Source organism: Winogradskyella ouciana, from assembly GCF_965284585.1.
Lineage (GTDB): Bacteria > Bacteroidota > Bacteroidia > Flavobacteriales > Flavobacteriaceae > Winogradskyella > Winogradskyella ouciana.
The window spans coordinates 1,565,911-1,581,224 of the sequence record NZ_OZ260095.1 but is presented as its reverse complement, the minus strand read 5'-3'; the positions used below and the strand labels follow the sequence as shown (position 1 = coordinate 1,581,224).

Annotated in this window: 10 protein-coding genes; 1 reads left to right on the top strand and 9 read right to left on the bottom strand. The window is 35.5% G+C overall.

The window, feature by feature from the left end; all coding sequences use genetic code 11:
• Positions 1–40: 40 nt before the first annotated feature.
• Complete coding sequence (locus tag ACQ65V_RS06885; RefSeq protein ID WP_430467360.1) at positions 41–631, bottom strand: cytochrome c oxidase subunit 3; 591 nt, start codon at positions 629–631, stop codon at positions 41–43.
• Positions 632–634: 3 nt separating this feature from the next.
• The gene (gene cyoE, locus ACQ65V_RS06880; RefSeq protein WP_430467359.1) at positions 635–1,528 is read right to left on the bottom strand and encodes a heme o synthase; all 894 of its coding nucleotides are present in this window, start codon (positions 1,526–1,528) and stop codon (positions 635–637) included.
• Between the two features lie 148 nt (positions 1,529–1,676).
• Here cyoE and ACQ65V_RS06875 point away from each other — a divergent pair, with 148 nt between their 5' ends.
• Positions 1,677–2,567 (top strand): MBL fold metallo-hydrolase, encoded by an 891-nt coding sequence (locus tag ACQ65V_RS06875; RefSeq protein ID WP_430467358.1) that lies wholly within the window; start codon positions 1,677–1,679, stop codon positions 2,565–2,567.
• On the opposite strand, the gene ACQ65V_RS06870 is transcribed toward ACQ65V_RS06875, so the two are convergent.
• From ACQ65V_RS06870 to ruvA, 7 genes are all read right to left on the bottom strand, one after another.
• Positions 2,564–4,666, bottom strand: coding sequence for a gliding motility protein RemB (locus ACQ65V_RS06870; protein ID WP_430467357.1), 2,103 nt, complete (start codon positions 4,664–4,666; stop codon positions 2,564–2,566). The two genes, ACQ65V_RS06875 and ACQ65V_RS06870, sit on opposite strands and share 4 nt — an antisense overlap.
• Before the next feature lie 110 nt (positions 4,667–4,776).
• The gene (locus ACQ65V_RS06865) at positions 4,777–5,571 is read right to left on the bottom strand and encodes an energy transducer TonB (protein WP_430467356.1); all 795 of its coding nucleotides are present in this window, start codon (positions 5,569–5,571) and stop codon (positions 4,777–4,779) included.
• Positions 5,572–5,690: 119 nt separating this feature from the next.
• Positions 5,691–6,419: an energy transducer TonB gene (locus tag ACQ65V_RS06860; protein ID WP_155088680.1), complete on the bottom strand. Its 729-nt coding sequence runs from the start codon at positions 6,417–6,419 to the stop codon at positions 5,691–5,693.
• A gap of 63 nt (positions 6,420–6,482) precedes the next feature.
• Positions 6,483–6,845, bottom strand: a complete 363-nt coding sequence (locus tag ACQ65V_RS06855) for a VanZ family protein (protein ID WP_430467355.1) — start codon at positions 6,843–6,845, stop codon at positions 6,483–6,485.
• Entirely contained in the window at positions 6,838–7,218 is a 381-nt protein-coding gene (gene gcvH, locus ACQ65V_RS06850; protein ID WP_155088683.1) for a glycine cleavage system protein GcvH, read from the bottom strand. Before gcvH ends, ACQ65V_RS06855 begins: the two co-directional genes overlap by 8 nt.
• A 74-nt stretch (positions 7,219–7,292) precedes the next feature.
• A complete protein-coding gene (gene sprA, locus ACQ65V_RS06845; RefSeq protein ID WP_430467354.1) occupies positions 7,293–14,591 on the bottom strand; it encodes a cell surface protein SprA in 7,299 nt (2,432 codons plus the stop codon).
• Positions 14,591–15,172: a Holliday junction branch migration protein RuvA gene (gene ruvA / locus ACQ65V_RS06840; RefSeq protein ID WP_155088687.1), complete on the bottom strand. Its 582-nt coding sequence runs from the start codon at positions 15,170–15,172 to the stop codon at positions 14,591–14,593. The genes sprA and ruvA overlap by 1 nt, the downstream gene beginning before the upstream one ends.
• Positions 15,173–15,314 lie beyond the last annotated feature (142 nt).

Here is a 15,314-nt window from a genome sequence, read left to right as displayed (position 1 = left end):
CTCTAATTAACCATTTACAGTATTAAAAAATATATTATAATTATTTAAAAAAGTAAAGGAACAAAAACAGGCAAATCCACAGTATATCAACAAAATGCCAAAAGTTACCTGCCAATTCTAAACCTAACATATTGTTGGCACTATACTTCTGTTTAAAATGATTATAAATTACAACTAAAAGACATACAAGCCCTACTACAACGTGAGCAATATGAGCCGCTGCAATAAAATAAATATATGTCACCGTAATATTACTAGATGGTCCTGTAAAATAGTGACCATCTTCAATTATCTGATTAAAGCCTTCAAATTGATTGAAAATAAAAACCAAACCAAGAACAAATGTTGTCATTAACCAAACGCTGGTCATTTGTCTATTGCCTCGCTTTAAGGCGTTCTTGGCCAATATAAACGTGAAGCTACTAAGTACAATAACTGCTATACTAATAAGAAATGCACTTGGCAAATCAAAGTTAGTCAGCCAATCTTTATCTAAACGTTGCTTTTTACTCACCAAAAATGCACTTGCCCATGCAGCAAATGACATTATAAGCGACCCTATACCAAACCAGAGCATCATCTTTTTAGATCTTACTCTTTTTTCTTCTGGTGTTCCTTCTGTTAAATCCATTATTTATCTCAAAAATTTATCCGCTACATATATAATCTGAAGCATGGTAATATAAAATACACTCGATAGCATTAGCTGCTTAGCCGCCTTTGCCGTTCTCTGTTGAAACAATCGCATTGAAAATATCAACATTAGCATTCCTAACATAAAGACCAGTATTGCACCTACTATTGATAATTTTAAATCACCTGTGAACCCTAATACCGGAATAATAGATACCACAACCGTCCATATACAATAAACTATTATCTGTACAGCGGTCCCTTTATCCGGTTTACCTGTTGGCAACATAAAAAAGCCTCCTTTTTCATAGTCTTCATATAAAAACCATCCTATGGCCCAAAAATGTGGAAACTGCCAAAAAAACTGAATCGCAAACAGCGTTCCTGCTTCAATACCAAAACCATTTCGCGCTGCAACCCAGCCTAACATAAATGGAATCGCTCCTGGGAGAGCTCCAACAAATACTGCTAAAGGTGTTTTGGTTTTTAAAGGCGTATAGACACTAGTATATAAAAATATGGATATCGCTCCCCACATTGCTGTTTTAGGGTTGATAATATACAAGGTGATAATACCTAAGATGGTAAACGAAGTCGCTATAATGAATGCTGTATTTACAGACATTCTACCGGCAGGTATAGGTCTATTTTTTGTTCGGTCCATCAACGCATCTAAGTCGCGCTCAATAATTTGATTGTAAGCATTAGATGCACCAACCATAAAATAGCCACCTAAAGCTAATAAAATAAGGGTTGTATAATTTATAGTTTCAGCACCAAGAAGATAACCTGCAAGTGCAGAAAACACCACACTTATGGACAAGCCCATTTTAGTGATTTCCTTAAAATCAGTAACCACAGAAGCTTTTGATAATGAAGATTTTGTATTAGCCAAATCGTTAGCGTTTTGTCCTATTCTTAGCGAGTGCAAAGATACTCTGAAATTTAATTTTAACCAACGTAAGACCTAGTTTTAATTTTGGTTTATAAAGTAGCCCAATAATGCTTATTTTTATAAGACTAAAGCACATAAAATTCATATTATGAAATCTTCACAATACTTATTGATTATTCTATTTCTTTTTTCAACCTCAATATATGCACAAGGTCGTTTTGATAAAGTAGAAATAAAGACAACTCAACTTTCTGAACATACCTACATGCTCGAAGGGGCTGGAGGCAACATCGGTGTTTCGGTTGGTGAAGATGGTGTTTTTATTATTGATGATCAGTTTGCTCCTTTGTCTGAAAAGATTTTGACTGCTATAAAAGCCTTAACTGACAAGCCTTTAAAATATTTGGTAAACACGCATCATCATGGCGACCATACAGGTGGAAACGAAAATATGGCTGAGGCAGGTGCCACAATAATTGCACACGACAATGTAAAAAAGCGTTTACAGGATAAACAACGCGATGGAGGTTATAGACCTGAGGAAGCTTTGCCTGTTATCACCTTCAATGACAAACTCAGTATTACCATTAACGATGAAAGTATAGCTGTATTTCACGTTGCAAATGCGCATACAGATGGTGATGCCATTTTGTATTTTACTGAAAGTAATGTACTTCATACAGGAGACACCTATTTTAATGGCCGTTATCCTTATATCGATTTAGATTCTGGAGGAAGCGTAAAAGGTTATATTGAAGCTGCAAAACGTGGATTAATGGTCATTGATGAAAACACGAAAATTATTCCTGGTCATGGTAAAGTATCCAATAAAGAAGAATACAGGGATTTTTTGACCATGCTTGAAACCATAAGAGACAACGTTCAAAAGGCAATTGACAATGGCAAAACCGAGGATGAAGTTAAAACAGACTCAAGCATTACTAAAACTTATGACGATTTAGGTTACGGGACTGGTTATATTAATAGTGAGAAAATGCGATTAACTTTTTATAAAAGTCTGAAAGAAGACAAGTCCTAAAAATCATTATACCAATTAAACAAGTCTGTTCTTACACCAATACTAAACCAAAGTGTGTTTGAATCCATTGTTGTTGCTGTAATAGCTTCAGGATTAAAATCCCTGAAAATAATATTGGCAAATAATTTTAAATTGGTTTCAGGATTTACCAAATAGCCCATTTGCTGTTCCCACATAAAGCTATTGGTTTTATTTCCCTGTCCAATGGTTATGCCTGTATCACCGACACGATCATTTTCGTTGGTGTAAATATCTCCTCCATAAGCAAAACTGTCTTCTTCTGTATTAAAGTCAAAGCCTCGTTGTCCTATGATTATTTTGGCATCTGCAAACCAGCGTTTGTAATTATATCTTCCTATTAACACCAACTCCCTAAAGTTAGCTCCCCAAAGATGCGCCATAGGCTGATTAAAGTGTCCATAGTTCAAAATTTCGGTATTATGAGAATAGGTATAAGGACGTACTTGATTGTATTCAGCTTGCAACAATAAGTTATCTACCTTAAATGCGTTAAAGTATTTTGCTCCTAATTGAAATCCCAATTTATTCTTCCAACTTTTATTACCACCTGTAACATCACTCAATGAGAATTCATCTATAATGAACTGACCATATAGATTTACTTTGTTATTCCATTTATATTTTCCGCTTAATCCCAAAATGGCATTACCAGCTCCTTGACCCGTCTGAAACTCAATGGCTCTAAAAAATATAATTGGATTTAAATAGTTGACATCAAATCCCCTACCATTGTCGTCAGCCCACATTACAGATTCAAACAATCCGATGTTTAAACGCTTAGATACGTTCCAACTCAAATAATGGTTTGCCATATACTTGGTTAAAAACGCTTTATCCTCAACCACTTCTGGGCGCACATCTTTTAACCACATCCATGTACTGGTATATTTAATTTTCCAGAAACTGGCATTCAATTTTAAAAATGGATATGGGCTGGCAACATCACTTTGAAGTAAAGAGCGATAACCATCACCAATAAAATTTTTACCATGCCCAAATTGGATATTTAGAAAGTCGGCTGGTGTATAAGATAAATAGGCTTCTGCAACAGGATAATCGTATGAGTTTTCCTTAAATCGCTTTGCAATTCCACGACCAGGTATTATTGCAGGATCTGGCCCAAATGCTTTCAAACTTTCAGAATAGCGATTAAAATAATCCGCAAAACGTCCTTGGCTTTCGTAAATTGAAGCAGATAAATTAAAGCGCTTGCCCAAACCAGCTTGTATAAAAACACCTCTGGTATTGTTCCAAGTACCATCATCAGCTTCTGAGTCAGCACCAACCTGTAAATCTAAAATAGGGTCTACCGTAAACCAATAGTCTTTACCTTGTACCTCTACCAAGTGTTCATTGTACAACTTTCTACCCAACCAAGAATCAGTTTCTTTTGCTAGACTTTCTTTTTCTGCTTTAATGTCATAATATCGTGCTACATCACTATACACAAATGGTTTTGCCGCTGTGTGGCTATTAGTGCCAATGGCGTTCATCTCATCATCAAAGCGCGCATAATATGAATGTGTAAAGGGTATATTTAACTGACTACTATACTCTAATTTTTCGTAAGGCTTTAACTCTGCATTTACGGCATCAAACTCATTGGATAATGTGGCATTGAGGCTAGCTTCATCAGATTTTGGCTCATTGTTTGATTCTATGGTTTCCTTAACAGGCTCTGTCAATGGAATGGAAATACTTAAACTGTACTGCACAAAGGTGGGTTTACCATTGTAAGTGGCGGGTTTAATTTTTGGCAATACACCAAACACACGTTTGGTTTCATCTTTTAATTCATCATAGATGGCATCTACATACACTACTTTAAACTCACCCTCCTTATCAACTTCGAACAACACCTGCACATCACCTTTATACTCTTCGTCAGTGACAATTTGAGGCACTTGAAAGTTTTTAAATATGAAATTATTTAAGGTGTAATTAAAACAAGGCTTTAATTGCTCTATGGCTAACGAGTCACATTCACTAAAAACAGGTGGTTTTTCGTATGTAGAAAGGGTTTGGGTATTACCTATTAATGAAATGAATAAAAAAGTTACAAGCCAAATACGCTTCATGGAAAAGACAGAATTTACTGGTCGAAAGATACTCAATTTTTTTAGTAACCCTAAAACAAAAACCGTTACCAAAAATGATAACGGTTTTAATTCTTTTAAAGTGTACTTCTTTAATTTTTTATATCAAAGACAATTGGTAACGTATAAATAACACCTACTGGCTGATCTCTTTGATAACCTGGTTTCATGTGTGGTATTTTATCAATAACACGTTTTGCCTCTTTTTCTAATTCAGGATGAGGTCCTTTTATTTTTACATCAGTAACATGTCCGTTTTTATCTACGGTGAACTGAGTGTGAATTCTTTGAAATCCTGTTATGCCATGTTCTTCAGCAATACCAGTATTGAATTTTTTGCCTACCAATTTGTTTATCTTATCAGACATACATTGCTTCTTGTCTTCATTGGTTTTCTTTTTTTCGCAACCTGGGTAGACTGGCACTTTTTCGATTTTTGAAAAAGGGACAAATATCTCTTCCTCTATGGGTTCATCATCTGGTAAACTGCCCGGATCAACAGGTTTAGTTGTTGTATCTGGCGCGTCTGGAGTGAAGATCTTAGCTTCGATCTCTGGAGTGTTATTCTCAACTTCCTTAAACTTCTCAGTCAAGACCTTACTGCGTTCAACTTTAGGCTCTGGTTTCTCTACTTTTACTTTTTCCACCCGATAGTCCGGTGCTACATCAATTGTAGCAACTTCGTCAATTGTTACAGTATCAGGAATAATTTTCTTTTCCTGAAACTGCATTTCAAAAAGCGAATATGTGCCCAATAGACAAAGAATCAACCCTATTTGAAAATATAGGGTTGAGTTTTTTTGTAAATTTGCATCATGCTTTTGTGACTTCTTTACTTCTTTAGTGTTCTGACCAACACCATTGAAGGTTTTTTTAGAATTTTTCATAATACGTATTATTTAAAATGTTAATATTATGATAAAGTCACAATAAGCATACCAAAAAGAAAATCCCGTCCAATTAATTTTGAACGGGATTTTTGATATTTAAAAAAGTTATTTCTCTTTTAGTCTTGTACTTGGAACACAATAGGAATAGAGAATGGCATTACCACTGCTTTTCCTCTTTGCTTACCTGGTTTCATTTTAGGTAATTGACCTATAACACGTTTAGCTTCTTTTTCCAGTCCTGGGTGTGGTCCACGTGCTACAATACTTGTAACATTACCAGCTTTATCTACTTTAAACTGTACAAAGATTCTTTTTCTACCTGGAGGTAAACCTAAATCACTTGCTAATTCGGTGTTGAATTTCTTATTAATGAACTTGTTTACCTTTTCATTCATGCAATCTTTCTTTGCGGCATTTCCTTTTTTGTTTTCACACCCAGGAAATACAGCCACATTTTCAATAACATGGAAAGGTACCTCAATATCTTCTTCTACTTCTTCTACCTCTACCTCTTCTACTTCAACAATCTCTGTATCCATTTCAGTTTCGGTAGATTCAATTACTGTTTCCTCTACTTCTTCTTCATCCTCTACAACTTCAATAATTTCTGGAGCAGCAGGTGGTGGAGGTGGTGGAGGTGGTGGAGTAATAATCTGTTCTGTGATTGGTATTTCTTCTTCTAAATCATCATCTAAGTTAAGCGTATCTGCAACAATATCGCTCTTATCATACGTTTTGTAATTGATTGCCATGTAGGTGATACCCAGCATTAAGGCAAGACCAACAGCAAAATAGAGAGAGCTGTTACGGCTTACATCAGATTTTGGATTCTTTTTAGGTTCCATAGTACTTTCTTTTATAGTGTTGCTAATTTAACTAAATAATAGCTAAAAAAGCAAAACTTCAGTTTATTTTAACTTAATTATATTTAATCTAGCTGCAATTAATGTGCCAATGATAACTCCTAAACAGTTTGCCATTAAATCAAAATTATCATATGTTCTGTTTGGGTTGAGCTGATGCTGTATGAGTTCTAACACTATTCCAAATAAAATTAAACCGATTAATACAACTGTTAAGGTGTACTTTTTTTTGATGGGTTTAAAATAGGATATCCATAAAACCGCTAATCCAAAATAGGCGAAAAAATGATAAATTTTATCATCGAAAGACGACCCAAGACTTGGCACTCCGCTTAGGTTGATTAAGCTCGCAATAACCAGGGCTACGGTATAAATTACCGTTACTGGCAACAGCAATTTTTTAACCACTTATGATGGCTTTATAATCGTCTGCTGAAAGGAGGTTGTCTATTTGGGATTCGTCAGAGAATTTCAATTTAATCATCCAACCATCTCCGTAAGGGTCTGTATTTACCTTCTCTGGCTCATCTTCTAAGCTTTCGTTAAACTCAACAATCTCTCCAGAAAGTGGTAAGAACAAATCTGAAACCGTCTTTACAGCTTCAACAGTACCAAACACCTCTTCAATCTCAAGCGTTTCATCTAAGGTATCTACTTCTACATAAACGATGTCCCCTAATTCTCCCTGCGCAAAATCAGTAATGCCAACGGTTGCAATATCGCCTTCTATCTTAATCCATTCGTGGTCTTTGGTGTACTTTAATTCTGATGGTATGTTCATTCTTTAGTGTTGTAATATATTAATGAAACAAATGTAATTTTTTAATTTCTTGTTTTCAAAATTAACGTGGAAAATTAATTTCCGAAGTTATAACGCAATGTAATTCCTGATCGTAATGAGGTCTGTGGGAATGATGTTGAAATTGCAAAGTCAGAAAACGTGTAATCGAAATAGAAAATAGCCGTTAAATTTTTGCTGAAGGCATAGTCTGCCGTGTACTTTAGTCCCCAAATGGTCTGACCTGCCGTAACTTGATTGTTCTCTAAATCCAAATACCTTATGATGGTTTTATTATCTCTTACGGATATATCAGCACGCATATTTAAGTCACTTTTTACAATTTGTTTTGCACCAGCAAGCGCAGAGCGAATCCTTAAATCTTTTATACGATAACCCAAGCCTAGGGTGTATTCTTTGCCTTGTATTTCTGTCATTAAATTATTATCGAAACTCAATGACAATAATCTATCGGTTTTAACCTCTGCCAAAACTTTGATGGAATTTTTCATCTCAAACTCAAGACGAATCAATGGACTGAATTGCTCTTCTAGATTTATGTTACTATATAAGGTTTGGTTTTTAAAATTACCCGATTGATCTAATGCATCGTCTGGTTGGTCACCATACGCTTCGCCTCTATCTCCAGCAACAAAATCTAAATTAGTTCTAAACTGATTAATTGTATAGCGCGAACGATAACCATGCTGAATTGAAAAACGTCTAAAGGTTTTCTTAAACCATGAAATTTTCATTAAACCAGTATATTTCAATGTCCAGTTAGGAATTGGTACATCTCTAAATGCACTGGTACTTACTTTCTCTGGATTGGCACCTTGGTAAGCCGATAAGAACGCTGGTAAAAGTACGCGTTGACTATTTTTACCGAACCCTAACGGATAACCTTCTGCATCTGTTGCGAAGGTATTTGTTCCATAAAATTCTCTAGCCAAACGATTAGCAATAATTAATCTGTTAGCTCTAAAATCGTCAAAAGCAGCGGATTGGTTTTCATCACTTGTACTAAACGCGGTTTTTATTAGTGCGGTTGAAATATTAAAGTTACCAAATGAGTTGGTAATTAAATCTTCATATTCATCACTAAATCCATCATTATCATTATCTAGCCCTCTAAAATTCTCAGTTATATTCTCAGCATAGGTTCTGTTACCAATTAAGTCTATTTTTAAGTCTCTCATCGGTTCAACATTCACAGAGTAATCTAATGTTTTATTGGTCACTTCTGTGTATTGCTGATTAAATTCTGGGAATGTAGTTAGCCAACCTTCTCTGGCTACTAAACTTCTAATATCTCTTTGGCTTCCAAATGTGTAACCCCAAGTTGGTCTTAAAGTACCAATAAAACCTGGTGTTGGTAAATAACCTGGCAAGAATGTACCATTGTTTTCAGTATAACCAAACTGAATACGCTTTACCATAGTTACAACATCTATCAATGTATTATATGCTTTTTTGCCCGCACTTAATTTATTTGGATCATTTGCTTGATTATTATTAGCATTAGGATCTGGTGTTGCTGTACGTGTTCTTGGAGTGGCAGTTCTTGTTCTTCCTCTATTTCTCTGGTTACCTTTTCTCTCTAAGCCAATGGATTTATATAGGGTCTCCATATTAAGCGTAGAATTGATGTTATGCGTATTAGAATTCTGAATGGAATGCCCTAAATTAAATGAATCAAAAGTTCCGGGATTATCTGGATCTTCTAGTAGTAGTCCCTCATTTAGATCCGAGCCTTTTTGCCATTGAAAAGTACCATTGTAGGCATAAGTAGCTCGTAAAAAACTTAGAGCTGGTATTTTATAAAGCGGCACTTCATAATTAACTTGTAACTGCTGTGTTTGAAAGTTTGGATCTCCAAAATCGAAGAAGCCATCCCATACATTTAACTCTGGGTCTTGTCTTCCGTTGATGCGATCATCTATAAAGTAATTACGAACAATATTACTATTGGCAGCCGTAAAGTTTAAACTTAATGCATCCGTAAGATTATAGTTAATGACATATTGAAAATCGAAAGTGTAGTTTCTTCTAAACAATTCTTCGATACCTATATTATCTCCACCTAACTCAACTTCCCTAAATTTCTGTTTGCTAAATTGTCTATTAATATCTGTATTGACCGAAAAACTTGATGGCAATAAATTGAGGTTAAAGTCTTTTAAGATCTTCCAGTATTTACCTGTAAACAATGAATCATTCTTTTTAAAAGGTTCTATTCTAAGAGGATTAAAAGCATAATTGTAGTTGACACCTGCTCTGACATTCTGATCTAATGAATTCTCAATCTCAAAATCGCGATGTTCTACTTTATTGTATGAATAGTTGAGCGTTAAATTTTCAACATCATAAAATCGTTTTTCCTTATCAGTAGTTCTTTGTTTTCTTACACCTATAAAGTTGATACTTTTTCTTTTGGTATAATTCTCGTTTACCTTAAGAATGGAATCTTGGTTGGTTGTATTATCCAACTGTGTTTGCAATTCAATATCGCGATAAAACTCATCATACTGAGGTGTAATAATTTCTTCGCTTTGCGCATAGTTAAATGGAATCTGTAAACCCCATTCTTTTGGCAACAACTGACCTAACTGTACATTAGTTACAACATCATATTGTTTTACATCTTCTCGGCTTCGCTCATTAGGTGACTGTTCGATACCTCCAAATCCGATAGTACTGCGTCGTCCTGTTGCACTTACATTTGCAAAGTCAGCAATGTTAGAATCCATACTCACTACAGCTGCCCAACCACCTTCATTATCTAACTCCGACATGCGCAACTCATTAAACCAAACCTCTCCACAAGAATTCATTCCGGTATTACCTGAGTTTTTAACACCAACCATTAACACTCTTACATCACCAAAATTAGGGTTACCTTTTATAGCGACACGTTGTTGACCCGTAGGTAATGGTGAAAATTCAGCAACTGGTGTTTCGTTTAATTGACCATCAACTACATCATAAAATGTAGGATCTTCATTAGATAAGGATTGGTCGAAGATACCTTTGGATTTTATTTGCTGAAGGATTTCTAATGGAATATTTATTTCATTAACAGAAGGCCAAACACGTTCTTCAATTGGTAAATTACCATCAACCAAATCCGTTGGTAAAAGCGGCACTTCAATTTGATAGAAGTTTTGAGTAAAGTCGTTACCCATTCTAATAAAGGCAATCATCTCTCCTTCGTCTAGAGTTTGTCCTTCTTGTGCTTCAGCATGCAAAAACATACGCAAGTTTTTATACTGACGCATATCTACATTGATATTCTTAAAGACACCTCGAGAATCTTCTGGTTCTAACTCACAAGCCTGTAATACTAAGGATTGCTCGTTTTGCCTTATAATATTATTGTTATTATTTAATTCTTCACGTCTTACGCCAGGAGGGATAACATAATCACCATCATTTTCTTGTACACCAACTATGGCAACATTAAATTCCGCATCGGCACTATTGTTTGTTGGGTCGTTATCTAAGTCTAAAGTATAACGTCTCCAATCACTTCTTACCAAATCTAAAGTAGCAAATCGCAAGACCGTGTTTTCTTGAAATTCTCTCAGGTATAAACGTGCAAAACGCACAGATCTAATATCAGTAATACCTCCTATAGCATCGGTAGGTTCATTTATCGGTAATCTAAATTGATACCATGATACTTCCCGTTCATCTCCGTTAGGCAAGGTTACAGTTCTCAACTTAACATCATTAATTTGTGGATTGTTGATATTAAGATTCGTTGGGTTCATATCAACTTCATATTGAAAATAACTATCAATGGTATTCATTGTGTTATCTCTATTAATATCCTCTACGTCTGGTTGTGTTGTAGAACCTCTGTTGGTATCCGTAAATACATCTGGCGTGTTACCTTCCTGTCCATTATATTGCTTATAACGCTCAAAAATATTTCCATCTGTATTTAAGTAATAGGTATAGTTATCTCTTGCAGGATCTTCACCAAAATTATTGGCACCATAAATTTCAGTTAACATTTGGCTTTCTTCTACATCATCGTAGCCATCATAACCCACATCTTGATTGGCACGCTCTTGCCCAGTTGTCGCAAATGTGTATATTAAGGATTGACTTTGAGGTACAACATAAGGTGCTTCTGGTTGTAGTGGATCTGGTTGTAAAAATTCGATATTCCCGTCTTCCGGAAGTCCATTTTCAAACTGTTTCTTTCCATCTTTTAAGATATCTTCAGAAATATTTCCAAGATTCACATACAGTTTTCCTCCAGAACTTGTTGGGTTATCTAAAAACGGATCTTGTACCCAAAACTCTATATATTCTACATTGGCTTGCTCAAAATCCGTAGATGTAATCTGTCTGGTGATACCTGCCCAACTTTGGTTAGGGTTCAAAGTATCATCAGTTGCATTAGGATCAAAATTATATGGCCCACGTTCTGTAGGATAGTATGCTAAATCTAAAGTATTTATTACCGATGTTTGCCCTTGTACTATATCTACTTCCGGGAAAATCTCTTCAATAAATACACGTCTGGTATATAGATTAGAGACATCATCATCTGTGATACCACCTGGTCTTTGGTTACTATAAAAAATAGGGTCAATGGTGTACCAGTTTAAAAATGCTCTACCATAACCATTTTGTATTCCATTGTCGTCATTACCTGGTATAGTTCCTGGTAATTCTTTAGGACGACTCGACAAAAACCAAGATAGTGGGCTTAATAAATCGATAGAACCTTGTGTCCCTTCAAAGTCATCAATATAAGCTGTGGCTTCACCATTAAAATCAGTACCATTAGGAGCGCCTGGTAACAAATAGGCAAACTCACCTCTAACGGAAAGATTTGATGGTACATCAGTATCTATATTCGGCAATTTATTGACCATTCTGGTTAAAAATGGTACTTCAGTAGAGTAATTACCATTGAAACCAAATATAGTGTTGTTAATGGGTTCAGAATTAAAATTAGCCTTTTGTGTAATTGGTCGTTCGTTAAGGTTTAGAATTGTTGCACCAAGAACAAAGTTTTCGTTAAATTGATGCTCTACATTAACACCTGTAAAACGTCTGGTTTGCTGCCCGAACACTGCATTATTTTCAACAGAAACGTTAATTGGTGTGTTAGATGCTTTTAAGGCTTCATCTAAAATCTCTACACGTCCTAATTGGTAATTTACTGTATAATCAATACCTTCTACAAGTAGTCGTCCGCCTGCTGTAACCCTTACCGAGCCTCTTGGCACATTAAATGCACCAATAGGAATACCTCCATCACCACCACTACTTTTAAAGCGTCCTTTGATTTGGAATTTATTCTTCTCAGCTTCGTCTAAAGCTTGTGTTTTTGTGGATTTATAGAGTAAATCGTAAACATACTTTTCTTGATTCTCATTAGCGTAAGTATCTTGCTCGTAGTCTGTATCGTTGTTATTTGGGTTGCCATCATCATCTAACACATCAAATAAATAGCGACCGAATGGCTCAGCCTTAGTAAAAACAATTTTACCATTTTGTGGTATTACCGTTAAACCTGGTACATAATCAAAGAACCCATCACCACGTTCTTGTGGGTCATTATTAAAATTGAGTCGATCTAAATGAAAAATACGCAGTAAAGGGGTTTCATTGATTTCCGTATCATCTCCCGTAAATGGTGTGTTATTATCAAAAGGAGGAAAGGTTGTGCCTTCAACAGGTCTAATATAATTGACAGGAGACGCTTCTGTATAAAAAATATTCAGTCTAAAATCTTCTGGACTTAACTGAAACGCACCAGTGTCGTAGATATTTTTCATCATTAAATCCCAGATTGGCTGCTCAACAGAAGTCACAGCACTCTTTAGCATTTTTAAAACCAAACTCTGGTTATTAATTATTTGATTGCCATTATTGCCATCGCTTACTTCCGTAGCATCTACACCATCATTGGCAAATTCACCCACCTGAAATACTTCGCCACCACGCGTATACTGAAAGGCAACAGCTAAGACCTCATCATTAAGCAAACGTTGATTTAAAGAGATGTATCCTAACTCTGAGTTCAAAACATAATCTTGACCTTCTCGAAGTTTTCTTGCAGCTTCAAGCTTTCCATAATCAAACCCTTCGTCAACAGGTACTTGAACTCCAGCTTCAACATTTGTTATGTCTCTCACTGCTTCTGTTAACAATGAACCAGGACCACCAATATTGGTTGGGTCAAAATCATTGTTCTCATTATCTGGTAGAGCACCAGGATTGTTTACAAAACCCGCTGGCAAGGGCTCTAACCCAATATTTTCAGCTTCCGATTCACCTAAATCCTGAAAAGCAACCACATTTCTAACATTATCTGTTTGGTTATTCCTATTGGTTACCCAAACTTCTACCCTTGTAATCTGAAGTCCTTGGTTGTCAATAAATGGGTATTGCAATAAAGCATTATCGTAATTATCCCTAAAATAATGTGACAAGAAATAGTGTCTGTTCTCATCATAATCTCTTGCGAAAAATTCGAACTCTTCTAATGTTCCTCCACCTTGAGCAGTCACTGATCTCGATTGAGATTGCTGCTCAGAAAAAACAGCTGTAACTCGTGTTTTACCAAACTGAAGTTCGGTTTTAACACCAAACAGGCTTTGCGCCCCAGTTATCAAGGAACTGTTTAAAGGCATATTGACGTTACCGACTTCTATTTTGCGGACAATGTCATCTTCTGTTGGAGTATATTCTAACTTTACTAGTTGTTGAAAGTCAAACGTAGCTTCAGTATCATAATTTGCGGTTACCTGTAAACGTGTACCGACTTTACCTAGTAAACTTATTCCTATTCTCTGGTCAAAATCAAACGTGAAATTAGTTCTATTTCTCGGTGAAAATGCCGGGTTATCTTGTTTTGAGAACAACACACCTAAGTCTACCTCTGCATAACCGCTAGGAACAATATTTATCGTATTACCACCAAAAATAGTTTCAAATAAACCTGAATTAACGTAAAACTCTGGCAATAAATTCTTTTGATCTTCTTCCGATCCTTCTTTTTGACCAGCAGCAGCATCTGCCATTCGCTTATAGTATTCTTTCAATCTTTCTTGAAGTACCAATCTCTGGAATTCCTCTGGTGTAAGAATCAAAGGGTAATTAATATTGAAACTGCCTATTTTCTCAGTATAGATGTATCGGTCTAAAATAGGATCGTAGGTGTATTTGGATTCAATACTACTGGGATTTGGCATCTTAAGTTTCCCTAATGCAAATGTGGTTTTGGTAGAATCTTGTTCAGTGCCCTCTTCTTGGGCGAAGGCTAATGCACTCATTAGCATCATAAGCACTAACGAAAGGCAAAAACGTATTGATTTTAATTGAGTATAGTTAGTTTTATTCAATTGCATTATAAGTTTTTAAGAGCATCTTTAATAATTTGCTCTACTTGGGCGTCTGGTTGCGACTTTAAAATTCTATCAACTACTTTTTCAGACTGTTTTTTATTAAATCCTAAAACGTCTAAAGCAGATAACGCTTCATCTTTATTCGTATTGTTTGGTATTAGAGAAAGTTCATCAATGCCATAGACTTTTAACACTTTGTCCTTTAGGTCAATAATAACACGCTGTGCCGTTTTTGCACCTATACCCTTAACACTCTGTATTAATGCCACATCCTCACCAGCAATACCTTCCTTTACCTGGTCTGGAGTTAGAGATGATAACATAGTACGCGCAGTATTTGCGCCTATGCCACTAACAGAAATCAGTAATTTGAAAATTTCTCGCTCGGTTTTAGACGAAAACCCATAAAGACTATGTGAATCTTCCCTAACCTGTAAATAAGTATATAATCTTAAATGTTCCCTATCTGGAATTTGAGAAAAGGTATGAAGTGATATATTAATAAAATACCCTACACCATTGCAGTCTATCACAACATCTGTAGGATTTTTTTCAACAAGTTTGCCCTCTAAGTGCGTAATCATAAATTTAGCTATCTCCTTAGATCAACACTAATCAAAACTTACCAAAATGCATAAAATGACAATTTTGTTTTGCCATAAAAACTTGATAAATCCGTGTCATAGGTTAAAGTCCCAAATGTAATAAAATTATTTACATTATTAG